Here is a 22,192-nt window from a genome sequence, read left to right as displayed (position 1 = left end):
CGCATGTCTGACAATTTGACTCCCGAACCGAAGGAACCGTCCCTGACAGGCCGCCCCCGCACGCCTGCCGATGAGCCGGGCTGGGAGCGTGCCGCGCTCGAGCGCATCGCGCTTGCGGCAATCACCGAGCAGCGCGCGGCACGCCGCTGGAAGATTTTCTTCCGGTTTGTATTCCTGATCGTCTTGCTGCTGGCGGTATGGGGTGCGTTAGATCTCTCCGGCGACAAGGTTGCGACCACTGGCCGGCATACCGCAATGGTGACGCTTGACGGCGAAATCTCTGCTGATACGAACGCAAACGCGGAAGATGTCAACACTGCACTGGAAAGTGCGTTCGACGATGCGGGTACGGCAGGCGTGATCCTGCGCTGTAACAGCCCGGGCGGCAGCCCGGTGCAGGCAGGCATTATCTACAACGAGATTCGCCGGCTGCGCGCCAAGTATCCGTCGATCCCGTTGTATGTCGTGGTCGGCGATATGTGCGCGTCGGGTGGCTATTACGCGGCGGCGGCGGCGGACAAGATCTATGTGGACAAGGCGAGTATCGTCGGTTCGATTGGTGTGCTGATGGACAGCTTCGGCTTCACGGGGCTGATGGATAAGCTGGGGATTCAGCGTCGGCTGCATACTTCGGGTGAGAACAAGGGATTTTTCGACCCGTTCTCGCCGGAAACGCCGAAGATGGACGAACATGCGCAGGACATGCTCGATCAGATCCATGCGCAGTTCATCGACGCCGTGCGTGAGGGGCGCGGCAAGCGCCTGCACGAAACGCCGGATATGTTCTCGGGCCTGTTCTGGACGGGTCAGAAGAGTGTCGAGCTGGGGCTGGCCGACGGTTTCGGCGACGCGGATTACGTCGCGCGCGACCTCTTCAAGGCACCGGATATCGTCGACTACACGGTCAAGGAGAGCATTACGGATCGTGTGGCGCGCAAGTTCGGTGCTGCGGTCGGCAGCGGCGCGGTGCATGCGATGGCGCTTGGCGGGAAGTTGAGCCTGCGTTGATCGATTATGTTGACTGATGGCCGTGCGTTAGCCGTCGGTTGTCAAAAAAAGCCCCGCGCGATCACCAGTTGATCGCGCGAGGCTTTTTCGTTTCCTCTCTCGCTGAGGCTGCGGTCAGACGGCCAGCATCAGGAAAATTGCCGGCCGTTTGTGCAGATCGATCGCCGGTTTCTTTTTCCAGTCGGCCACAGTGCGGCTCGCGATGGCCTCAGTCTCCAGCGTCAGGTCGACCGCAACGCAAACGAGGGTGGAGGGCGCGCACGTTGCCAGCAAAGTATCGAGCAGCGGTTTATTCCGATACGGCGTTTCGATAAAAATCTGCGTTTGTTTGGCTTTGCGCGACTGCTGCTCCAGGTCGCGCAGGCGCTTGGCCCGTTCAGTGGCGTCGACCGGCAGATAGCCGTGGAACGCAAAACTCTGGCCATTCAGGCCGGACGCCATCAACGCGAGCAGAATCGAACTCGGTCCGACAAACGGCACGACTTTCACGCCGCGCTCATGCGCCCGGCGCACCAGCAGGGCGCCCGGATCGGCGACCGCCGGACAGCCGGCTTCGGAAACCAGGCCGGCATCCGTGCCTGCCAGCAAAGGCGCCAGCAGTTTGTCGATCTCACCGGCCGGCGTGTTCACGTTCAGTTCGCGAATCTCAATTTCCTGGATAGGCCGCTCGGTGCCGACCTTCTTCAGGAACGCGCGCGTGGTTTTCGCGTTTTCGCCGATGTAATACTGCAGCGCGGCCGCACGGGCGCGCACCGGTGCGGGCAGGACGGCGTCGAGGGCGTCGGCATCGCCTTCGCCAAGGGTGTTCGGGATCAGATATAAGGTGCCGCTCATGGTGCCCCCAGAAGTGGATAACCCACTGCGAGCAGCATGCGCGACAGTGCGATCAATGGCAGCCCGACCAACGCGGTCGGGTCGTCCGAGTGAATGGCTTCGAGCAACGCGATGCCGAGGCCTTCGGATTTGGCGCTGCCCGCCACGTCGTATGGCGTTTCGGCGCGGAGATAAGCGTCCAGCGCGGCGTCCGGCAGGTCGCGGAATTGCACGCGGGTGATGACGTCGACGGCTTGCGCCGCCCCCGATCGGCTGTCGAACAGGCAGAGTGCGCTATGAAATAGCACTTCACGACCGCGCATTGCCCGCAGTTGGGCAAATGCCTTGTCATGCGTGCCGGGCTTGCCGATCTGCAGGCCGTCGTAGGTGGCAACCTGATCCGAGCCGATCACGAGCGCGGCTTCATCGGCGCCGAGCTTGGCTGCCGCCGCGCGGGCTTTTGCCTCAGCGAGGCGCAGGGCCGTCACTTCGGGCGTTTCGCCGGCGAGCGGCGTTTCGTCGATCGCCGGCACGACGACATCGAACGGAACGCGCAGGCGCTCGAGCAGCTCGCGACGATAAGGTGAACTCGACGCCAGAATCAGGCGTGGCGGGCGATTGAGGGAATCTGGCATGTGCTACCGACGGCTAGAGAGGCAGGTCGTACGGGGTTGCGCGGGTGGCGCACGTGTACGGGCTTAAGTGTTTGACTCGAAAAGACAAAACGGATATGATTTCGGGCTTTTCATCGGTATGCTATTGCACAGGCGGTGTCGTGTGGCAGGCCCGTGTGGGCAACACCGGGCAGTGCGCGAGTTCCGCGGGCTGCATTGCAAACCGATTTATCCCCGGCGAAATCCTTGCCGATGCAGGAGCGCACATGACTCAACATCCTGGCAACCCTGCTGGTCTGTCCGACCCGCACGATATCGATCTGTTCGAATTTGCGCGGAGTGGGCGCCAGGCCGCGGGTGTCGTGCGCGTCTCGCAACTGCCGCGCATGTTAAACGAAGTGCCGGCAGAAGCGCCAGACCGCGATACCGCGTTCACCTGGCAAGCCGAAGGGGCGACGCAGCCGGAATTGCAGGACGACGGCACCGAGGGTCCGCAGCCTTATTTGAGGTTGGCGATTCACGGTGCTGCATGGCTCGAATGTCAGCGGTGCATGACGCCGTATCTGCAGGCGTTCAATGTCGATGCAACTTACCGGATCGTCAACACTGAGGCGGAAGCCGAAGAGTTTCCGCTCGACGAGGATGAAGTCGAAGTGATCGTGGGCTCGCGCCAGTTCGATCTCATCGACTTGATCGAAGAAGAGTTGCTGCTTTCCTTGCCGCTCGTGCCGAAGCACGAGGTGTGTCCCGAAGTGCACGAGAGTCTCGTCTCTGGTGTGGCCGGTACAGAAGGCGAGGGCGACGAGGGCGCACCGGATGAAGCAGGTGAGGGCGGTGAGCCCGAGCGGCCCAATCCGTTTGCGGCGCTCGAAAGTCTCAAGCGCGGTGAGCCGGGCGACAAGAAGCACTGAACAGTTGCATGGGAGCGCGAAGCGGGCGCATTGGCCATTCGGTCAATGGCGGACACCGGCTCGGGCTGTGTTAGAATTCGGAAAATTTTTAGGAGTTAGTCATGGCAGTTCAGCAAAATAAGAAGTCGCCGTCGAAGCGCGGCATGCACCGTTCGCACGATTTCCTGACGGCAGCGCCGCTGGCCGTGGAGCCGAGCACGGGTGAAGTGCATCTGCGTCACCACGTTAGCCCGAACGGCTACTATCGCGGCAAGAAAGTCGTCAAGACGAAGAACGACTAATCGTTTCACTGCGTTGCGCCCCTTGGCGTTTCGCGTGGCGATCGGCTCGCTTGACATTTTCCCGGCTCGGCAAAAACGCGGCATTCAACTGCCGCTTTTTTGTGTCGATCGCAGTTGGCGCTTTAGCGCTTGCTGCGATCCCATGCGGGGCGTCTGAAACTCGTCGCACTCCATGACAGTAAAGCTCACGATAGATTGCATGGGAGGCGACCACGGCCCGTCCGTGACCGTTCCCGCTGCCGTCAACTTCGTTCGTTCGCATCCTGATGCTGAGTTGCTGCTCGTCGGCATTGAAAGTGCGATTCGTGCGCAGCTGAAGAAGTTGAAGGCTCAGGACCTGCCGGCGCTGACCGTCGTACCTGCTTCCGAGATCGTCGCCATGGACGATCCGGTCGAAGTCGCGCTGCGCAAGAAAAAAGACTCATCCATGCGCGTGGCGCTGAATCGCGTCAAGGAATGCGAGGCGCAAGCCTGCATTTCCGCCGGCAATACCGGCGCGCTGATGGCGGTCTCGCGCTATGTGCTGAAAACGCTGTCGGGCATCGAACGCCCGGCCATTGCGTTCGCAATGCCCAATCCCACTGGCTACACGACGATGCTCGACCTGGGCGCCAACGTCGATTGCGAGCCGCAGCATCTGCTGCAGTTCGCGGAGATGGGGCACGCGCTCGTGTCCGCGCTCGAGGGTCGCGAGCGGCCCACCATCGGCCTGCTCAACATCGGCGAAGAAGTCATCAAGGGTAACGACACCATCAAACGCGCCGGCGAACTGCTGCGCGCGAGTACACTTAACTTTCACGGCAACGTTGAAGGCAACGACATCTTCAAGGGCACGGTCGACGTAATCGTCTGCGACGGTTTTGTCGGCAATGTCGCGCTGAAAACGTCGGAAGGCCTCGCGCAGATGCTGTCCAACATCATCAAGGAAGAGTTCGGCCGCTCGTGGCTCACCAAGGTGATGGCGGTGCTCGCATTGCCGGTATTGATGCGTTTCAAGAAACGGGTCGATCATCGGCAGTACAACGGCGCTGCGCTGCTCGGCCTGCGCGGCCTGGTGATCAAAAGCCACGGCTCGGCGGATGCCTATGCGTTTGAGTGGGCTATCAAACGCGGGTATGATGCCGTCAAAAACGGCGTGCTGGAGCGCCTTGCGCGAGCAATGGAAGAGAATGCAGGTTCTCTCGAACAGGCGGCGCGCGACGCAAGCGGTGCGGGTCACGCAAGCCCGATCGCAGGCCAGCCGGCCGAGCCCTACGCTGCGCAATCCTCGAAGGCATAATGGCTCAATCGACAATTTATTCCCGCGTGCTGGGCACCGGCAGCTACCTGCCGCCCGGACGCGTCACCAATCAGGATCTGGCCGAACGTCTCGCCAAGCAAGGTGTCGAGACGAGCGACGAATGGATCGTTGCCCGCACGGGCATCCATGCGCGCCACTTCGCCGAACCCGATGTCACTACCAGCGATCTGGCGCTTTTCGCCTCGCAGCGTGCGATCGAAGCGGCGGATATCGATCCGCAATCCATCGATCTGATCATCGTTGCGACCTCCACACCCGACTTTGTGTTTCCGAGTACGGCGTGCCTGTTGCAGAACAAGCTCGGCATCAAGAACCACGGCGCGGCGTTCGACGTGCAGGCCGTCTGTTCGGGCTTTGCTTACGCGGTGGCGATGGCGGATAGCCTGATTCGCGGCGGTCAGCATCGTACGGCGCTCGTGATCGGCGCGGAAACTTTCTCGCGTATCCTTGATTTCAAGGACCGCACCACCTGCGTGCTATTCGGCGACGGCGCGGGCGCGGTGATCCTGCAGGCGTCCGAAGAGCCGGGCGTGCTGGCGAGCGCTTTGCACGCCGACGGCAGCCATTCGAACATTCTCTGCACGCCGGGCAATGTGAACGGCGGTGTGATCGAGGGCAGCGCGTTCCTGCATATGGACGGGCAGGCCGTGTTCAAGCTCGCCGTCAATGTGCTCGAAAAGGTTGCGGTCGAAGCACTCGCAAAAGCGAATCTGTCGGCCGAGCAGATCGACTGGCTGATTCCGCATCAGGCCAATATCCGCATCATGCAAAGCACCTGCCGTAAGCTCGGCTTGCCGCAGGAACGCATGGTCGTCACGGTGGGCGAGCATGGCAATACGTCGGCTGCGTCCATTCCGCTCGCATTCGACGCCGCGGTGCGCGACGGCCGCATCAAGCGCGGCCAGAACGTGCTGATCGAAGGCGTCGGCGGCGGCTTCACGTGGGGCGCGTCGGTTATCCGCTACTGATAGCGGCGACGTTATGGCGAGCGCTCTTCGCGGCGCTCGGCTACGCTTGAGCGCGCTCGCCATCCACCGGGCGCGCCACCCACATCTGACAACATCGATTTTGGGGACGATATGAAATTTGCGTTCGTTTTTCCTGGGCAAGGTTCGCAGTCGGTCGGCATGCTCAACGCATTCGCCGATCACGCGGTCGTGCGTGAGACGGTTCAGGAAGCGTCCGATGCGCTCAATCAGGACCTCGGCAAGCTGATCGCCGAAGGCCCTGCCGAAGACCTGAACCTCACCACCAATACCCAGCCGGTCATGCTGACCGCCGCGTATGCGATTTATCGCGCGTGGCAGCAGGCGGGCGGCCCGAAGCCGGCCATCGTCGCCGGCCATAGCCTCGGCGAATACACCGCGCTGGTCGCGGCGGGCGCGATCGCGTTTCGCGATGCTGTGCCGCTCGTGCGTTTTCGCGCGCAAGCCATGCAAACGGCCGTGCCGGTCGGCGTTGGTGGCATGGCCGCAATTCTCGGCCTCGATGACGACACGGTGCGCGCGGTTTGCGCCGAAGCGTCGGTCGCGGGTGTCGTCGAAGCGGTGAATTTCAACGCGCCGGCGCAAGTCGTGATCGCCGGTCACAAGGCCGCGGTCGAAAAGGCCTGCGAAGTCGCGAAGGCGAAGGGCGCCAAGCGTGCGTTGCCGCTGCCGGTATCGGCACCGTTCCACTCGTCGCTGTTGAAGCCCGCGTCGGATCAATTGCGCGAGTATCTCGCCAGCGTTGACGTGCAGGTGCCGTCGATTCCGGTGATCAACAACGTCGACGTCGCCGTGGTCAACGAGCCGGCAAAGATCAAGGACGCGCTGGTGCGTCAGGCAGCCGGTCCGGTGCGCTGGGTCGAAAGCGTGCAGGCAATGGCGGCGCAAGGCGTTACGCATGTGATCGAATGCGGTCCTGGCAAGGTCCTCGCGGGCTTGACGAAGCGTATCGACGGCAATCTCGTCGGCACCTCGGTGTTCGACCCGGCTTCGCTCGAAGAAACACTCAAGCTGGTGACGGCGGGCTGAGCACCGCTTCATAGGGCGCGCTGGGCGCCAAGCTCGGCATCAAGAATCAATCAGCCCTCCGAAAGGGCATCCGGACTGACAGATGGAAAAGACTCTCGACAAGCAAATCGCCATCGTGACGGGCGCGTCGCGCGGCATCGGCCGTGCAATCGCGATGGAACTGGCGCGCCAGGGCGCGACGGTGATCGGCACGGCAACCAGCGAAAGCGGCGCGGCAGCGATCAGCGAAGCTTTTAGCGCGGCAGGTGTGAACGGCCGCGGCGCCGTGCTCAACGTCAACGACGCCGCCGCAGCCGAAGCGCTGATCGACGGCACCGTGAAGGAGTTCGGGGCGCTGCACGTGCTGGTGAACAACGCCGGCATCACGCAAGACCAGCTTGCGATGCGCATGAAGGACGACGACTGGGACGCGGTGATCGACACCAACCTCAAGTCGGTCTTCCGTCTGTCGCGCGCGGTGCTGCGTCCGATGATGAAGGCGAAGGGCGGCCGTATCATCAACATCACGTCGGTGGTCGGCTCGGCCGGCAACCCGGGGCAGGTCAATTACGCAGCCGCGAAAGCGGGCGTTGCTGGCATGACGCGCGCACTGGCGCGCGAGATCGGCAGCCGCGGCATCACCGTCAATTGCGTCGCACCGGGCTTCATCGATACCGACATGACCAAGACCCTGCCGGAAGAGCAGCAAACCGCACTTAAGACGCAGATTCCGCTCGGCCGCCTTGGCAGCCCGGACGATATCGCGCACGCCGTGGCGTTCCTCGCGTCGCCGCAAGCGGGTTATATCACTGGCACGACACTGCATGTGAACGGCGGAATGTACATGTCGTAACCAAATTCGGTTACTATCCGCGCCTTGATGCGTTTGCAAAAGCGTAAGGCGCATGCCTTGACAGGAACCCGATGTGCCGCTTTTTTGCCGGGTCAAACCTGATAAAATGCGCGCACCTGTATTTTTGAACTTCTTTTCCCTTGGAGGGGTAATGGACAATATCGAACAGCGCGTCAAGAAGATCGTCGCAGAACAACTGGGCGTTGCAGAAGCTGAGATCAAGAACGAAGCTTCGTTCGTGAACGACCTCGGCGCCGACTCGCTCGACACCGTTGAACTCGTGATGGCCCTCGAAGACGAATTCGGCATGGAAATTCCGGATGAAGAAGCCGAGAAGATCACTACCGTTCAGCAAGCGATCGACTACGCTCGCGCGAACGTCAAGGCCTAAAGTCATTCGCGCCTGCGTTTCTGCGTTGGTGGCGTATGACGCCCTGCCGTGTCGGTTTCCGACGCCAGCAGGGCTGGCGCTTTTTGCCGTGCAGGAGCCAGCGATGTTGACAGCGCAAGTTTCCGCGCGATTGCCGACTTTCAAGAAAACGCCGGGCCGCCCCAAGTTTTCTTGCCCCCCTCGGGGGAGGCTGGCGCGAAGCGCCAGGGGTGGGGGCGGCTAACAGCCACAGGGCACACAGGGCACGTTCCTGTGGCCGCTGTGGCTTTTGTGCTTTTGTCATCTATGAAAAAGGGGTTACCGTGAGCCGCCGTCGTGTTGTTGTTACAGGCCTGGGGCTGATTTCGCCTGTTGGCAATAATGTTGCCGACGGCTGGGCCAATCTGGTCGCCGGCAAGTCGGGTATTGCCAATATCACGAAGTTCGATGCGTCGAACTTCTCGACTCGTTTCGCCGGCGAGGTGAAGGGCTTCAATATCGAGGACTACATCCCCGGTAAGGAAGCGCGCCACATGGATACGTTCATCCATTACGGCGTCGCGGCCGGCATCCAGGCGATGCAGGACAGCGGCCTCGAAGTCACCGACGAGAATTCGGAGCGCATCGGCGTGGTGGTCGGTTCGGGCATCGGCGGCCTGCCGATGATCGAAGTGACGCAAACCGAACTGCTGAACCGCGGCCCGCGCCGCATTTCGCCGTTCTTCGTGCCGGCGTCGATCATCAACATGATCTCGGGCCATCTGTCGATCAAGTTCGGCATCAAGGGTCCGAATCTGGCGATCGTGACTGCATGTACCACGGGTCTGCACTGTATCGGTGAGGCTTCGCGCCTGATCGAATACGGCGACGCCGACGTGATGATCGCCGGCGGCGCGGAATCCACCGTGTCGCCGCTCGGTGTCGGCGGCTTTGCGGCGGCGCGCGCGCTATCGCAACGCAACGACGATCCGGCAACGGCGAGCCGTCCGTGGGACAAAGACCGCGACGGTTTCGTGCTGGGCGAGGGCGCCGGTGTGATGGTGCTCGAAGAGTACGAACACGCGAAGGCGCGCGGCGCGAAGATTTACGCCGAAGTCGGCGGCTATGGGATGAGCGGCGACGCCTATCACATGACCGCACCGCTGGAAGACGGCGACGGCGCACGCCGCTGCATGCTGGCCGCGATGAAGAACGCGGGCGTCAACGCCGATCAGGTGAATTACCTGAACGCGCACGGCACGTCCACGCCGCTCGGCGACCTGGCTGAAACCACCGGCATCAAGCGCGCTTTCGGTGACCACGCCAAAGACATGGTCGTGAATTCGACCAAGTCGATGACAGGTCACCTGTTGGGCGGCGCTGGCGGTCTCGAATCCGTGTTCACCGTGCTCGCCGTGCATCATCAGGTGTCGCCGCCGACGATCAACATCTTCAATCAGGATCCGGCCTGCGATCTCGATTACTGCGCCAACACCGCGCGGGAAATGAAGATCGACGTCGCGCTGAAGAACTCGTTCGGGTTCGGCGGCACGAATGGCACGCTGGTCTTCAAGCGCGCCTGATCGCCTGATCGTTTGGTGATACGCCCGTCGAAAACGCCGGCTTGTCCGGCGGATTCCCTCGAATCGGCAACGCCCGGCAGAGCGTCGCAACGAATTACGTTGCGACGCTCTGTTGCCATGCGCGCCGCTTTGGGGATGTTCATCCTGATTGCGACGCTGGCCGCCTATACCTGTTTCGCGTCGCATCTGGGCGCCTGGCAGGCGGCTCCGTTGACGCTTGCCGTGTGGGCGCTGCTGACGCTCTGTGCGGTAAAACATGAGCATGCGCAGCCCGTCGCGCTGAAAATCGGCCCGGACGGACTGTCTGCCTGGAGCCGGGCGGGCGGTTTGCTGACGCAGGGTCGCATTACCGGCTGTTCGCAATGGAGCGGTCGTTTGCTCGTTCTGGCGCTGGTGCCGGACCACGGACGTTCCCGCACGCTACTTCTTGCCGCTGACGCGCTTCCAGCGTCCGTCTTCCGGGAGCTCGCCGTGCTGGGCCGGCGTGGCGCCGGTGCGTGACTGTAACGACTGTAACCGCTGTTACCGGCGTAACGTGCCGCGCTGATGGGGACGCTACAATGGTCCCCCGCCATGCGCCCAATAGTTAACGGATTTATCAGGTGAGCGAAAAAGAAATTGATCAGGTGCTGGTCGAGCGCGTCCAAAAGGGCGACAAGGCCGCGTTCGAGCTTCTGGTCTCCAAATACCACCGTAAGATTCTGCGGCTGATCTCCCGCCTCGTGCGCGACCCGGCCGAAGTGGAGGACGTCGCCCAGGACGCCTTCATCAAGGCGTACCGGGCGTTGCCGCAGTTTCGCGGGGAGTCGGCCTTTTATACGTGGTTGTACCGGATTGCGGTCAATACGGCCAAGAACTACCTTGCGACCCAAGGGCGGCGGGCACCGACTTCGACCGAAGCAGATGCTGAAGAAGCTGAAACTTTCTCGGACGCCGACCAACTAAGGGATATCAACACGCCTGAGTCGATGTTGATGAGCAAGCAGATCGCTGAGACGGTCAATGCTGCGATGGCGGCTTTACCGGAAGAGTTACGCACCGCCATTACTCTTCGTGAAATTGAAGGTTTGAGTTACGAGGAAATCGCTGAGATGATGGGTTGCCCAATTGGCACAGTCAGATCACGAATTTTCCGCGCTCGCGAAGCCATTGCGGCAAAATTGCGTCCGTTGCTTGACACACCCGAAGGCAAGCGCTGGTAAACACCGGCCCGCCGGGCGGGGCGCGGGTGCAATATCTGGATTAGTGGTGTCACTACGGGGTATTTGTAAGATGGGGAGCATCATGGGGTCGGTCTCGATGCAATCGCAAGCCAGTTCGCGCGGCGAGCGTCTGTCCGCTTTTGTCGACGGCGAGTTGTTCGGCGAAGAGCATCTGAACACGTTTGTTTCCGAACTGGACGGCGAAGATCGTATCGCCTGGTCGTGCTATCACCTGATCGGCGACGCCCTGCGTTCTGACGATCTGGCGGTCAGCCCGGCGGCGAGCAGCGCGTTCCTGAGCGGTTTTGCCGCACGTTTCGACAACGAGCCGCATGTGCTCGCGCCTGCCGCAATGCCGGTTGCACGCCGTTTGCTGGCGCTGCGTCGCCGCGTTGTGCCAGCCTTTGCTGTCGCCGCTGCCGCTGCCACGCTGACCTGGATCGTCGTGCCGCAACTGCAAGGCGTGCCGGGCGGCCCGGGCGTGGCACAAGTCGCGTCGATCCAATCGCATGGCGACTCGCTGCAACGTGTGGCCATGGCATCGGTGCCGGCGGCTACGCTCCAGCCGGTTGCGCAAGACGCCAACATCATTCGTGACGCCAGTCTCGATCAGTATCTGGAAGCTCACCAGCAATTCGCGCAACAACCGGTCATGCCGGGCTCGATGCCGCTGATTCGCGCTGCCGCCGTTTCTACGCAAGGCCAATAGTTTGATGCAGACTCCGCGGTTGAATAAAACGACTATCTGGGGGCGGCTGCCGGCATTTCTGTTCTGCGCGGCCGTATTGTTGTCCGCTACACCGCGGGTCTTTGCACAAACCGACGATCCGCTCGTCGCCCGTCGCACGGCCGCAGAGCTGCTCGATCGAATCCATCTGGCCGCCCAGCAGCAGAACTACGAAGGCGCGTTCGTCTACCAGCGCGGCAATTTCGTTCAGACGTCGCGGATCACGCACTACGCGACCCGCACGGACGGCGAATTCGAGCAACTCGAAAGCCTCGACGGCAAGCCGCGCAAAATGCTTCGCCACAACGAAGATCTCTATACGTTCGTGCCTGAGCGGCATCTGTGCGTGGTCGAGAAGCGCCAGAACAAAGATTCGTTTCCTGCGCTGCTGGCTGTAAGCGGCGAGCAGGTGCTGTCTGTGTATGAGCCGAAGCTGCTCGGCGACGACCGCGTAGCGGGTATCGACAGCCAGGTGATCGAGCTCGATCCGAAAGACGCGTACCGCTTCGCTTACAAGCTGTGGGCCGACAAGAAGACTGGCCTGCTACTGCGTGCGCAGACGCTTGACCCGAACGGACAGGTGCTCGAGCAGTTGTCGTTTTCGCAGATTCGTATCGGTGTGCCGGTCGACAAGACCGCCATCGTCAACGGCATTCGTAATACGACAGGTTGGACAGTAGTGCGTCCGCCGGTCGAGCCGGTCGATATGGCTGCGCAAGGCTGGCAGATCACGCCGACGGTGCCGGGCTTCCGCAAGATTCGCGAACTGCGTCGCCCAATGGCTGCGCGTGACGCGGGCCAGCCGACCATTCCGGTCGATCAGGCCGTATTCTCCGACGGCCTCGCGGCCATTTCGGTGTTTGTCGAACCGGTCGAGAACAACACCCGCAAGGAAGGGGCAGGCAGCAGCGGCGCCACACACGTGTTGGTCAAGCGGCGCGGCGACTTCTGGATTACTCTGCTTGGTGAAGTGCCCCAGACCACGTTGCAGCAATTTGCGTCTGCCATAGAATATAAAGCTCCGAAGTAATCCTCCGAATCACTCGAATCCCTCGGCTTGCTACGTATATGACGACTTTCTCGGTGCGCAAACTCCTCGCGGCCGCGGTGGTAGTGGCGTGTTTGCCGCTCGTGCCGCACACGGCGTCGGCGGCTCCAGCAGCCAATCTGCCTGACTTCACTGACCTCGTCGACAAGGTTGGCCCAGCAGTCGTCAACATTCGCACGACCACACGCGTGTCGAATAGCAGTGCCCGTGGCGGATTGCCGCCGGGCATGGACGACGGCGACATGTCGGAGTTTTTCCGCCGTTTCTTCGGCATTCCGTTGCCGCAGTCGCCGCAGTCACCTGGTTCGCCTGGTTCGCCGCGCGGTGGCGATAACGGTGGGAGCGGTAGTGGCGGTAGCCAGGACTCGCCGGATAACAGCGATTCCGAACAGAACAGCGGCGTCGGCTCGGGCTTCATTCTGTCGGCGGACGGCTACGTGATGACCAACGCGCACGTCATAGACGACGCGGACACCATTTACGTCACCCTCACCGACAAGCGCGAGTTCAAAGCGAAGCTGATCGGCGTGGACGATCGGACCGATGTTGCCGTCGTGAAGATCAGCGCGGCCAATTTGCCGACCATCACGATTGGCGACTCGAACAAGGTTCGGGTGGGCGAGTGGGTGGTCGCGATCGGTTCGCCGTTCGGTCTCGAGAACACGGTGACGGCCGGTATCGTCAGCGCCAAGGGGCGCGACACGGGCGATTATCTGCCGTTCATTCAGACCGATGTGGCCGTCAATCCGGGGAATTCAGGCGGTCCGCTGATCAATATGCAGGGCGAAGTGATCGGCATCAATTCGCAGATTTACAGCCGCACTGGCGGCTTCATGGGCATCTCGTTCGCGATTCCGATCGACGAGGCTATGCGCGTGGCCGACCAGCTTAAGACCTCGGGTAAGGTCGTGCGCGGCCGGATCGCGGTGGCAATCGGTGAAGTGACGAAAGACGTGGCCGATTCGCTGGGTCTGCCGAAGGCGCAGGGCGCGCTGGTCAGCAGCGTCGAACCGGGCGGTCCGGCGGACAAGGCTGGCGTGCAGCCTGGCGACATCATCCTGAAGTTCAACGGCCATTCGGTCGACACGGCAACGGATTTGCCGCGCATGGTCGGCGATACGAAGCCGGGCACCAAGTCGACCATCACGATCTGGCGCAAGGGTCAGACGCGCGATCTGCCGGTCACGATTGCCGAGATGCAGCCGGACAAGACCGCCAAGGCGGACGATAAAAAACCGCCGGCGCCGAAGCAGCGCGCCACGAACGTGTTGGGTCTTGCCGTTAGCGATATCCCTGCTGACCAGATGAAGGCGCTGAAGCTGCACAACGGTGTGCAGATCGACGCGGTAGACGGTCCGGCCGTGCGCGTCGGGCTGCAAAAGGGCGACATTGTCCTGCGTGTGGGCGATACGGACATCACGAGCGCAAAGCAGTTCGACGACCTGACCGCACATCTTGACCCGCAGAAGATGGTCGCGCTGCTGGTCCGCCGTGGCGAGAACACGCAGTTTGTGCCGATTCGTCCGCGCAGCGCGCAGAAATGAAGAGGGTGGCGCCGCTCACGCTCTACGGGCGCGCGTGGTGCCACTTATGCGACGACATGCGCGCCGCGCTAGCGCCTTTGCTGGCTGAGTTCGGTGCGCAAGTCGTCGTGATCGACGTCGACACCGATCCCTTGCTGGAAGCGCGTTATAACGAACTGGTGCCGGTTCTGGTCTGCGACGGCGTCGAACTGTGTCACTATCACCTTGATGTGGTGCGGGTTCGTGCCGCACTCGCCGCACGCCTTGTGGCGGCGCATTTGGGATCGTCGCATTTGGGATCCGAATAAGGGTCCAACCCAGGCGCGAACGTGCGCCGCTCACACCCCGTTTCACGCTTCTCCTGTCGATCAGAGTTGGCGCTTCAGCGCTTACTCTGATCCCATGCACGATAGTTGCTGAGCCGTCTTTTCCGCCCGAGCCTCGCAAGATGCGCCGGGCGATAGCCTTTTCGGCTAAAATAGATAGGTTTTTCACCTACTTACAAGGCGTGCTCCGCTATTGTCCGAGCGCGCCTTTTTCGCTTGATCGGTACTGAATGGATCATATTCGTAACTTCTCGATCATTGCGCACATCGACCATGGCAAGTCGACGCTCGCCGATCGCATCATCCAGATTTGCGGTGGCTTGTCCGACCGCGAGATGGAATCTCAAGTGCTCGACTCGATGGATCTCGAACGCGAGCGCGGCATTACCATCAAGGCACAAACCGCCGCACTAACGTATAAGGCCCGTGACGGGCAGATCTACAACCTGAACATGATCGACACGCCGGGCCACGTCGACTTCTCGTACGAAGTCAGCCGCTCGCTGTCCGCGTGTGAAGGCGCGTTGCTGGTCGTCGACGCAAGCCAGGGCGTGGAAGCGCAAACCGTGGCCAACTGCTACACGGCGATCGAGCTGGGCGTCGACGTGATTCCGGTGCTCAACAAGATCGACTTGCCCGCCGCGAACCCCGAGAACGCAATCGAAGAAATCGAAGACGTGATCGGTATCGACGCGACCGACGCGACACGTTGCAGCGCGAAGACCGGCCTCGGCGTGGAAGATGTGCTCGAAGCGCTGGTCGCTAAAGTGCCGCCGCCCAAGGGCGATCCGGAAGCACCGCTGCAGGCACTGATCATCGACTCGTGGTTCGACAACTACGTGGGCGTCGTGATGCTGGTGCGTATCGTCAACGGCACGCTGCGTCCGAAAGACAAGATCCGCATGATGGCGACGGGCGCGCAGTATCCGGTCGAGCATATCGGCGTGTTCACGCCGAAGTCGAAGAACCTCGAATCGCTGTCCGCTGGGCAGGTGGGCTTCATCATCGCCGGCATCAAGGAATTGGCCGCCGCGAAGGTGGGCGACACCGTCACGCTGGTGAACCGTCCCGCAGCCGAGCCGCTGCCCGGCTTCAAGGAAGTGAAGCCGCAAGTGTTCGCCGGTCTCTATCCGGTCGAAGCGAACCAGTACGACGCGCTGCGCGACTCGCTTGAAAAGCTGAAGCTGAACGACGCCTCGCTGCAATACGAGCCGGAAGTGTCGCAGGCGCTCGGCTTCGGTTTCCGTTGCGGCTTCCTCGGTTTGCTGCATATGGAGATCGTGCAGGAACGTCTCGAGCGTGAGTTCGACATGGACCTGATCACCACGGCGCCGACTGTGGTGTACGAAGTCCTGCAGCGCGACGGCACGACCATCATGGTCGAGAATCCGGCCAAGATGCCGGAGCCCTCGAAGATCGAAGAAGTGCGCGAGCCGATCGTCACCGTGAATCTGTACATGCCGCAAGACTACGTCGGCTCGGTGATCACGCTGTGCACGCAAAAACGCGGCACGCAGATCAACATGCAATATCACGGCCGTCAGGTGCAGTTGACCTACGAAATTCCGATGGGCGAAGTCGTGCTCGATTTCTTCGATCGTCTGAAGTCGATCTCGCGCGGCTACGCGTCGATGGACTACGAGTTCAAGGAATACCGCGCAGCGGACGTCGTGAAGGTCGACATGCTGATCAACGGCGACAAGGTGGATGCCTTGTCCGTGATCGTGCACCGTTCGCAGAGCCAGTATCGCGGCCGTGAAGTGGCGGCGAAAATGCGCGAGCTGATTCCGCGTCAAATGTACGACGTCGCGATTCAGGCCACCATCGGCTCGAACATTATTGCGCGCGAGAACATTAAAGCGTTGCGTAAGAACGTGCTGGCAAAATGCTACGGCGGCGATATTAGCCGTAAGAAGAAGCTGCTGGAAAAGCAAAAGGCAGGCAAGAAGCGAATGAAGCAGGTCGGGTCCGTCGAGATTCCGCAAGAGGCTTTCCTCGCGATTCTGCGTGTCGAAGACAAATAAGACGAACAACGGAACCCTATGAATTTTGCGCTGATTCTTTTTGTGCTCGTCATTTTGACGGGCGTCGCATGGGTCGCAGACAAACTGGTTTTCATGCCGCAACGGCGGCGCGCGGCAGAAGCCGTGGTCGCTGAGTTCGACCGCCAGCAGGCACGTGTCGGCGAGCGTTTCGCCGACGAAAATGCGGCGCAAACACGTGCCCGTCTGCGTGATGACAAGCTGCGTCAGCCGTGGTGGCTCGAGTATTCGGCGAGCTTTTTTCCGGTGATTCTGGTGGTGTTCGTGGTGCGCTCGTTTGTGGTCGAGCCGTTCAAGATTCCTTCGGGCTCGATGGTGCCGACGCTGCTGGTGGGCGACTTCATCCTCGTCAATAAATTCGACTACGGCATCCGTCTGCCGATCACCAACACGAAGATCACCGAAGGCCGTCCGCTCGAGCGTGGCGACGTCGTGGTGTTCCGCTACCCGAAAGACGAATCCGTCGACTACATCAAGCGCGTGATCGGCCTGCCGGGCGACACCGTTGCTTATCAGGACAAGCAACTGACGATCAACGGCAAGCCGGTGCCGGAAACGTCGTTGCCCGACTATCTCGACGAAGAGCGCCTCGGCTACGCAAAGCAATTCGAAGAAGATCTCGGCGGCCGCAAGAACGCGATTCTGAACAACCCGGCCGTGCCGCCGTTCATCGTCGGCGCGGAAGATTATCCATATCGCGATAACTGCACGTACAACGCGCGCGGCGTGATCTGCAAAGTGCCGCCGGGTAATTACTTCATGATGGGCGACAACCGCGATAACAGCGCGGATAGCCGCTACTGGGGTTTTGCGCCGGATAAGAATATCGTCGGCCGCGCGTTTTTTATCTGGATGAACTTCAGCGATCTGAAACGCATCGGCTCATTCCATTGAGCACGCATGCCTTGATCGCATGACACGCCGCGCCGGTGGCTCACACTTAGCTCACCTCAGTCGCGGCGTGTTCTCACGCTACTTTAAGAATCCGCGGTAACGTCGCTTCACCACGCTTTTTCCGCTGGCCGTCCCGCGTTTTCGCCGGGGCAAGCGCCCGCGTTATACTCTGCCCATGCCCCTATCTCCGTTGGAAAGCCGTCTGCGCTACGAATTTCGCAATGCGGAATTGTTGCGCCAGGCTTTAACGCACCGCAGTCATAGTTCCACGCACAACGAACGGCTCGAGTTCCTCGGCGACTCCGTTCTAAATTGCGCGGTGGCTGCGCTTTTGTTCCAACGTTTCGGCAAACTGGACGAAGGCGACCTGTCGCGCGTCCGTGCCAATCTGGTCAAACAGCAGTCGCTTTACGAAATCGCTCAGGCCCTCAATATCTCCGAGGGCCTGCGTCTCGGTGAGGGTGAACTGCGCAGCGGTGGCTTCCGCCGCCCGTCGATCCTTGCTGACACGCTGGAAGCCGTGCTGGGCGCGGTGTTCCTCGACGGCGGGTTCGATGCCGCCCAAACGGTCATCAAGCGCCTCTACGTGCCGATTCTCGATCACATCGACCCGCGCACGCTCGGCAAAGACGCCAAGACGCTGTTGCAGGAATATCTGCAGGGTCACAAGATCGCGTTGCCTACGTACACGGTCGTCGCGACTCATGGTGCGGCGCACAATCAACAATTCGAAGTCGAATGCACGGTGCCGAAGCTGGATGTCAAAGTGTCCGGTTCCGGCGCGAGCCGTCGGGCGGCCGAGCAGGCTGCGGCCAAGAAGGCGCTTGATGAGGTGATGGCCGCCGCGCCCGCCGTGGTCGCCAAGCCCAAGCGTTCGAAAGGCGCCCGTGCGGCGAAGAATACCGAGCAGGAGATCGTGCCCGGCGTGACCGGCGTACAGGCCGCGCTCGATTTGCGCAGCCCGGATCGCAAGAGCGAGCGCGGTGCCGGGCGCGGTGAGGCCCGCCCCGCGCCGACGGCGGAGTTCGCAGCCGAACGCCCGACTCTGACTGCGGCGCCCGCGCCGCTGGCTGTGATTCGTGCCGCGCACGTGGAATACAGCGGGCAGGACAAGCCGGAGCGCGCGGATAGGGCGGAACGAGCCGATAGGGCAGCCGCCCACGCGAACGACAGGTCTGCTGACAAAGCAGCGGCGGACAAGCCAGCCGAAAAGCTGGACGTCAAATCCACTGAAGTCAGATCCGAAGGCGCCAAGCCCTCGGACCCAAAGCCCGTCGACGTGAAGCCCACGGACGCAAAGCCCTTAGAAGCGAGGCCCGCAGAAGCCAAACCCGTAGACGTGAAGCCCACGGACGCCAAGCCCGCAGACGCCAAGCCCGAAGAAACAAAGCCCGTCGACGCCAAACCGGAAGCCGCCGCCGTCCGCATCGCCGACAAACACCGCAGCCGGGACACCACTCCTGGCGCAGCCGTGCCCACGCCTGGCGTGCCGGCACCGATCGAACACGAACCCGGCGTAGCCGATGCGGTGCAAACCCGCATCGCCGATGCGGGCCATTGATTGCCGTCGGCGCGCCATTCCCCGCGTGTCGATCTGAACTTGCCGTAGCCCGAATATGAACGCTCCCACTCCCACTGGTTTTCGCTGCGGCATGGTCGCGATCGTCGGCCGCCCGAACGTCGGCAAGTCCACGCTGATGAACGCTCTGGTCGGCCAGAAAGTCAGTATCACGTCGCGCAAGGCGCAGACTACGCGCCACCGCATCACCGGTATTCATACGCTTGAAGACGCGCAGTACATCTTCGTCGACACGCCGGGTTTTCAGACCAAACACAGCGGCGCGCTGAACCGTTCGCTCAACCGGGCGGTCACGTCCACGCTGAGTTCGGTTGACGCGATCCTGTTCGTGATCGAAGCCGGCCGCTTCGGCCCGGACGACCAGAAGGTGCTCGATCTGATCCCGCCGTCGGTGCCCACACTGCTGATCGCCAACAAGCTCGACCGCGTGTCGGATAAGGACTCGCTGTATCCGTTCATGCTGCAGGTGAGCGCGCTGCGCCAGTTCAACGAGATCGTGCCGCTGTCGGCGAAGAATCCGGAAGACATCAAGCGGTTGATGGAGACCATCAAACCGTTCCTGCCGGAAGGCGCGCCGATCTACGGCGAAGACGACCTGACCGATCGCAGCGAGCGTTTTCTCGCCGCTGAAATCCTGCGCGAAAAGGTATTCCGTTGGACTGGCGACGAACTGCCGTACACGAGTACCGTACTGATCGACAAATTCGAGACAGAAGGGCGTCTGCGCCGTATTTTCGCGACCATCCTGGTGGAGCGCGATACGCAAAAAGCGATGGTCATCGGTCAGAAGGGCGCCAAGCTGAAGCAGATCAGCACCGAAGCGCGCCTTGACATGGAAAAGTTGTTCGACGGCCCGGTGTATCTGGAAACCTTCGTCAAGGTGAAGAGCGGCTGGGCTGACAACGAAGCCGGACTCCGTGCGTATGGGTACGAATGACGCGTGGATGACGCTGAATTCCGACGCTGACCCGGACGATTCGGCACCGGCAGCGCCGGCGCGCGAGCCGTCCAAACCCGCTCGCACGACCAAAAAATCTCCGTCGAGTGCCAGAAGCGCTGATGGTGCTCAAAGCGGTATGCAAAGCGCCGACGGCGAGCCGCGCAAAGCACCCACACGCCGCGCGCCGCGCACCTCTGCGTCCGATTACCGGATCGCGGAGCAACCCGCTTTCGTCCTGCATAGCTATCCGTACCGTGAGACTAGTCTGATCATCGACGTGCTGTCGCGCGATCACGGCCGGCTTGCGCTCGTCGCGAAGGGAGCGAAACGTCCGCACTCCGCCTTGCGCGGCGTACTGCAAACCTTCCAGCCGCTCGCGTTGTCATGGTCGGGCAAATCCGAGGTGCGCACGCTGACCGGTGCCGAATGGGTCGGCGGCATGTTGCCTCTAGCGGGCGACGCGCTGCTCTGCGGTTTCTACGTCAACGAATTGCTGGTCAAATTCTGCGCGCGCGAAGACCCGCATCCGCAACTGTTCCATCACTACGTCGTCACGATGACGCGCCTCGCGCATGACGAACCACCCGTGCAGGTGCTACGTTCGTTCGAACGTGTGCTGCTGCGGGAAACCGGTTATGCGATGGCGCTCGATCGCACGGTCGCACGCAAAGCGGTGCAGGCCGATGGCCGCTACGTGTTCGACCCGGAGCGCGGCGTGCGCGAAGCCTCCGACGATCTGCCCGCACAATGGCCGGTGATCGCCGGACAGACCTTGCTCGATATGGAAAAGGACGATTACCATCGAGCGCAGACGGTGGCACAAAGCAAAACGCTAATGCGCTTTCTGCTCAACACTTACCTTGGCGGCACGCCACTCGCGACGCGCCAGATACTGATCGACTTGCAGAACTTATGAGCTTCTTTCTTACGTCGCCGAATGTGATTGACCTGGGCGTGAACATCGATCACGTCGCCACGCTGCGCAACGCGCGCGGCACCGCTTACCCCGATCCGATCCGCGCCGCGTTGATGGCCGAAGAGGCCGGCGCGGACGTGATCACGCTGCATCTGCGTGAAGACCGCCGCCATATTGTCGACGCCGACGTGCGCAAGCTGCGGCCGCTGTTGAAAACGCGCATGAATCTGGAATGCGCGGTCACGCAGGAGATGCTCGACATTGCGTGCGAAGTGCAGCCGCACGACGTTTGCCTCGTGCCGGAAAAGCGCCAGGAATTGACGACTGAAGGCGGCCTCGACGTCGCCGGCCAGTTCGAAGCCGTGCGCGCCGCATGCAAGCAACTCGCCGAAGCGAACTCGCGCGTGTCGCTCTTCATCGATCCGGACGAAACGCAAATTCGCGCCGCGCACGAAGCGGGCGCACCGGTGATCGAACTGCACACAGGCCGCTATGCCGAAGCGCACGATCCCGCCGAGCAGCAGCGCGAATATGAGCGCGTGGTGCGTGCCGTCGAGTTCGGCGCAACGCTTGGCATCAAGGTCAATGCAGGCCACGGCCTGCACTACACCAACGTCCAGCAGATCGCCGCGATCGAAGGCATCGTCGAGTTGAATATTGGCCACGCGATTGTCGCGCATGCGATCTTCGCCGGCTGGGACAACGCCGTGCGCGAGATGAAGGCGATCATGGTCGCCGCCCGTCTCGGCGCAAGCGCGTAACGCCGCGGCGGCGAACATGACGATCTACGGCATTGGCACGGACATCGTTCAGGTCAGCCGCGTGGCCGCGGTGATGACGCGCACCAACGGCCGCTTCGCTGAGAAGGTGCTCGGCCCGGACGAGTTGCGCGTTTATCACGCGCGCCACGCGCGTTCGGCGGCCCGCGGTCTCGCATTTCTCGCCACGCGGTTCTCGGCCAAAGAAGCCTTTTCGAAAGCGATCGGCCTTGGCATGCGCTGGCCGATGACCTGGCGCGCGCTGCAAACGCTCAACAAGCCGAGCGGCGAGCCGATGGTGGTTGCATCGGGCGAGCTGGCCGAGTGGCTCGGTGCGCGCGGCATCACGGCGCGCGTGACGATCAGCGACGAACACGACTACGCCGTGTCGTTCGTGATTGCCGAAACTGGGGAGGTGGCGCGAGGGGCGGATGCCCCTCATGCGCCCGCCAGCGACGAATAAACAATATCTTGAACGCGGCGCACGTCGGCCGTGTCTCTCTTTGCCCCAAGCTTTTTTCTAGCGGAATT

At 61.8% G+C, this 22,192-nt stretch carries 24 protein-coding genes; 22 read left to right on the top strand and 2 right to left on the bottom strand.

Going from position 1 to position 22,192, the window contains the following annotated elements:
• The first annotated feature begins 3 nt into the window (after nt 1-3).
• Nucleotides 4-1,008 carry a S49 family peptidase gene (locus P3T22_RS08940; protein ID WP_063496856.1) on the top strand — a complete coding sequence of 335 codons (1,005 nt, stop codon included), beginning with the start codon at nt 4-6 and terminating at the stop codon, nt 1,006-1,008.
• 114 nt (nt 1,009-1,122) lie between these two features.
• Here P3T22_RS08940 and P3T22_RS08935 read toward each other — a convergent pair whose 3' ends face one another.
• Complete coding sequence (locus P3T22_RS08935) at nt 1,123-1,842, bottom strand: SAM-dependent methyltransferase (protein WP_429324780.1); 720 nt, start codon at nt 1,840-1,842, stop codon at nt 1,123-1,125.
• Nucleotides 1,839-2,456 carry a Maf-like protein gene (locus P3T22_RS08930; protein WP_063496854.1) on the bottom strand — a complete coding sequence of 206 codons (618 nt, stop codon included), beginning with the start codon at nt 2,454-2,456 and terminating at the stop codon, nt 1,839-1,841. Before P3T22_RS08930 ends, P3T22_RS08935 begins: the two co-directional genes overlap by 4 nt.
• Before the next feature lie 245 nt (nt 2,457-2,701).
• Between P3T22_RS08930 and P3T22_RS08925 the strand changes: the two genes are divergently transcribed.
• The 21 genes from P3T22_RS08925 (at nt 2,702) to acpS (ending at nt 22,124) form a co-directional block, all read left to right on the top strand.
• Nucleotides 2,702-3,346: a DUF177 domain-containing protein gene (locus P3T22_RS08925; protein ID WP_429324779.1), complete on the top strand. Its 645-nt coding sequence runs from the start codon at nt 2,702-2,704 to the stop codon at nt 3,344-3,346.
• A gap of 101 nt (nt 3,347-3,447) precedes the next feature.
• Entirely contained in the window at nt 3,448-3,627 is a 180-nt protein-coding gene (gene rpmF / locus P3T22_RS08920; RefSeq protein ID WP_006051932.1) for a 50S ribosomal protein L32, read from the top strand.
• Between the two features lie 172 nt (nt 3,628-3,799).
• Nucleotides 3,800-4,906, top strand: coding sequence for a phosphate acyltransferase PlsX (plsX, locus tag P3T22_RS08915; protein WP_063496853.1), 1,107 nt, complete (start codon nt 3,800-3,802; stop codon nt 4,904-4,906).
• The gene (locus P3T22_RS08910; protein WP_063496852.1) at nt 4,906-5,895 is read left to right on the top strand and encodes a beta-ketoacyl-ACP synthase III; all 990 of its coding nucleotides are present in this window, start codon (nt 4,906-4,908) and stop codon (nt 5,893-5,895) included. The genes plsX and P3T22_RS08910 overlap by 1 nt, the downstream gene beginning before the upstream one ends.
• Nucleotides 5,896-6,006: 111 nt before the next feature.
• Nucleotides 6,007-6,942, top strand: coding sequence for an ACP S-malonyltransferase (gene fabD, locus P3T22_RS08905; RefSeq protein ID WP_063496851.1), 936 nt, complete (start codon nt 6,007-6,009; stop codon nt 6,940-6,942).
• Between the two features lie 82 nt (nt 6,943-7,024).
• Nucleotides 7,025-7,774, top strand: a complete 750-nt coding sequence (gene fabG, locus P3T22_RS08900; RefSeq protein ID WP_063496850.1) for a 3-oxoacyl-ACP reductase FabG — start codon at nt 7,025-7,027, stop codon at nt 7,772-7,774.
• A 151-nt stretch (nt 7,775-7,925) separates the two neighbouring features.
• Entirely contained in the window at nt 7,926-8,165 is a 240-nt protein-coding gene (acpP, locus tag P3T22_RS08895) for an acyl carrier protein (RefSeq protein ID WP_004197638.1), read from the top strand.
• A 302-nt stretch (nt 8,166-8,467) separates the two neighbouring features.
• A complete protein-coding gene (fabF, locus tag P3T22_RS08890) occupies nt 8,468-9,706 on the top strand; it encodes a beta-ketoacyl-ACP synthase II (protein ID WP_063496849.1) in 1,239 nt (412 codons plus the stop codon).
• Nucleotides 9,707-9,841: 135 nt separating this feature from the next.
• On the top strand, nt 9,842-10,207 hold the full coding sequence (locus tag P3T22_RS08885) for a protein YgfX (protein ID WP_429324778.1): 366 nt from the start codon (nt 9,842-9,844) through the stop codon (nt 10,205-10,207).
• Between the two features lie 101 nt (nt 10,208-10,308).
• Nucleotides 10,309-10,908: an RNA polymerase sigma factor RpoE gene (rpoE, locus tag P3T22_RS08880; protein ID WP_063496847.1), complete on the top strand. Its 600-nt coding sequence runs from the start codon at nt 10,309-10,311 to the stop codon at nt 10,906-10,908.
• Nucleotides 10,909-10,990: 82 nt separating this feature from the next.
• Nucleotides 10,991-11,617: a sigma-E factor negative regulatory protein gene (locus P3T22_RS08875; RefSeq protein WP_063498030.1), complete on the top strand. Its 627-nt coding sequence runs from the start codon at nt 10,991-10,993 to the stop codon at nt 11,615-11,617.
• A gap of 4 nt (nt 11,618-11,621) precedes the next feature.
• A complete protein-coding gene (locus P3T22_RS08870) occupies nt 11,622-12,665 on the top strand; it encodes a MucB/RseB C-terminal domain-containing protein (protein WP_063498029.1) in 1,044 nt (347 codons plus the stop codon).
• A 38-nt stretch (nt 12,666-12,703) separates the two neighbouring features.
• A complete protein-coding gene (locus P3T22_RS08865; RefSeq protein ID WP_429324777.1) occupies nt 12,704-14,227 on the top strand; it encodes a DegQ family serine endoprotease in 1,524 nt (507 codons plus the stop codon).
• Complete coding sequence (locus P3T22_RS08860; RefSeq protein WP_063496845.1) at nt 14,224-14,514, top strand: glutaredoxin family protein; 291 nt, start codon at nt 14,224-14,226, stop codon at nt 14,512-14,514. Before P3T22_RS08865 ends, P3T22_RS08860 begins: the two co-directional genes overlap by 4 nt.
• A gap of 248 nt (nt 14,515-14,762) precedes the next feature.
• Nucleotides 14,763-16,556 (top strand): translation elongation factor 4, encoded by a 1,794-nt coding sequence (lepA, locus tag P3T22_RS08855; protein ID WP_063496844.1) that lies wholly within the window; start codon nt 14,763-14,765, stop codon nt 16,554-16,556.
• An 18-nt stretch (nt 16,557-16,574) separates the two neighbouring features.
• Entirely contained in the window at nt 16,575-17,468 is an 894-nt protein-coding gene (gene lepB, locus P3T22_RS08850) for a signal peptidase I (RefSeq protein WP_063496843.1), read from the top strand.
• A gap of 175 nt (nt 17,469-17,643) precedes the next feature.
• Nucleotides 17,644-19,029 (top strand): ribonuclease III, encoded by a 1,386-nt coding sequence (gene rnc / locus P3T22_RS08845; protein WP_063496842.1) that lies wholly within the window; start codon nt 17,644-17,646, stop codon nt 19,027-19,029.
• A gap of 55 nt (nt 19,030-19,084) precedes the next feature.
• Nucleotides 19,085-19,984: a GTPase Era gene (era, locus tag P3T22_RS08840; protein ID WP_063496841.1), complete on the top strand. Its 900-nt coding sequence runs from the start codon at nt 19,085-19,087 to the stop codon at nt 19,982-19,984.
• Complete coding sequence (recO, locus tag P3T22_RS08835; protein WP_429324776.1) at nt 19,971-20,903, top strand: DNA repair protein RecO; 933 nt, start codon at nt 19,971-19,973, stop codon at nt 20,901-20,903. The genes era and recO overlap by 14 nt, the downstream gene beginning before the upstream one ends.
• Nucleotides 20,900-21,664 carry a pyridoxine 5'-phosphate synthase gene (pdxJ, locus tag P3T22_RS08830; protein WP_429324775.1) on the top strand — a complete coding sequence of 255 codons (765 nt, stop codon included), beginning with the start codon at nt 20,900-20,902 and terminating at the stop codon, nt 21,662-21,664. The genes recO and pdxJ overlap by 4 nt, the downstream gene beginning before the upstream one ends.
• A gap of 16 nt (nt 21,665-21,680) precedes the next feature.
• The gene (acpS, locus tag P3T22_RS08825) at nt 21,681-22,124 is read left to right on the top strand and encodes a holo-ACP synthase (protein ID WP_063496838.1); all 444 of its coding nucleotides are present in this window, start codon (nt 21,681-21,683) and stop codon (nt 22,122-22,124) included.
• The last annotated feature ends 68 nt before the right edge of the window (nt 22,125-22,192 follow it).

Origin of the sequence: Paraburkholderia sp. GAS348, assembly GCF_050434205.1 — a bacterium.
Taxonomy (GTDB): domain Bacteria; phylum Pseudomonadota; class Gammaproteobacteria; order Burkholderiales; family Burkholderiaceae; genus Paraburkholderia.
This window is presented reverse-complemented; position numbering and strand designations above follow the sequence as displayed.

Bases quoted from the DNA above. Each gene is read 5' to 3' on its own strand.
- P3T22_RS08940 (WP_063496856.1), top strand. From the start codon at position 4: ATGTCTGACAATTTGACTCCCGAACCGAAGGAACCGTCCCTGACAGGC.
- P3T22_RS08935 (WP_429324780.1), bottom strand. From the start codon at position 1,842: ATGAGCGGCACCTTATATCTGATCCCGAACACCCTTGGCGAAGGCGAT.
- P3T22_RS08930 (WP_063496854.1), bottom strand. From the start codon at position 2,456: ATGCCAGATTCCCTCAATCGCCCGCCACGCCTGATTCTGGCGTCGAGT.
- P3T22_RS08925 (WP_429324779.1), top strand. From the start codon at position 2,702: ATGACTCAACATCCTGGCAACCCTGCTGGTCTGTCCGACCCGCACGAT.
- rpmF (WP_006051932.1), top strand. From the start codon at position 3,448: ATGGCAGTTCAGCAAAATAAGAAGTCGCCGTCGAAGCGCGGCATGCAC.
- plsX (WP_063496853.1), top strand. From the start codon at position 3,800: ATGACAGTAAAGCTCACGATAGATTGCATGGGAGGCGACCACGGCCCG.
- P3T22_RS08910 (WP_063496852.1), top strand. From the start codon at position 4,906: ATGGCTCAATCGACAATTTATTCCCGCGTGCTGGGCACCGGCAGCTAC.
- fabD (WP_063496851.1), top strand. From the start codon at position 6,007: ATGAAATTTGCGTTCGTTTTTCCTGGGCAAGGTTCGCAGTCGGTCGGC.
- fabG (WP_063496850.1), top strand. From the start codon at position 7,025: ATGGAAAAGACTCTCGACAAGCAAATCGCCATCGTGACGGGCGCGTCG.
- acpP (WP_004197638.1), top strand. From the start codon at position 7,926: ATGGACAATATCGAACAGCGCGTCAAGAAGATCGTCGCAGAACAACTG.
- P3T22_RS08885 (WP_429324778.1), top strand. From the start codon at position 9,842: ATGTTCATCCTGATTGCGACGCTGGCCGCCTATACCTGTTTCGCGTCG.
- P3T22_RS08875 (WP_063498030.1), top strand. From the start codon at position 10,991: ATGGGGTCGGTCTCGATGCAATCGCAAGCCAGTTCGCGCGGCGAGCGT.
- P3T22_RS08870 (WP_063498029.1), top strand. From the start codon at position 11,622: ATGCAGACTCCGCGGTTGAATAAAACGACTATCTGGGGGCGGCTGCCG.
- P3T22_RS08865 (WP_429324777.1), top strand. From the start codon at position 12,704: ATGACGACTTTCTCGGTGCGCAAACTCCTCGCGGCCGCGGTGGTAGTG.
- P3T22_RS08860 (WP_063496845.1), top strand. From the start codon at position 14,224: ATGAAGAGGGTGGCGCCGCTCACGCTCTACGGGCGCGCGTGGTGCCAC.
- lepA (WP_063496844.1), top strand. From the start codon at position 14,763: ATGGATCATATTCGTAACTTCTCGATCATTGCGCACATCGACCATGGC.
- lepB (WP_063496843.1), top strand. From the start codon at position 16,575: ATGAATTTTGCGCTGATTCTTTTTGTGCTCGTCATTTTGACGGGCGTC.
- rnc (WP_063496842.1), top strand. From the start codon at position 17,644: ATGCCCCTATCTCCGTTGGAAAGCCGTCTGCGCTACGAATTTCGCAAT.
- era (WP_063496841.1), top strand. From the start codon at position 19,085: ATGAACGCTCCCACTCCCACTGGTTTTCGCTGCGGCATGGTCGCGATC.
- recO (WP_429324776.1), top strand. From the start codon at position 19,971: ATGGGTACGAATGACGCGTGGATGACGCTGAATTCCGACGCTGACCCG.
- pdxJ (WP_429324775.1), top strand. From the start codon at position 20,900: ATGAGCTTCTTTCTTACGTCGCCGAATGTGATTGACCTGGGCGTGAAC.
- acpS (WP_063496838.1), top strand. From the start codon at position 21,681: ATGACGATCTACGGCATTGGCACGGACATCGTTCAGGTCAGCCGCGTG.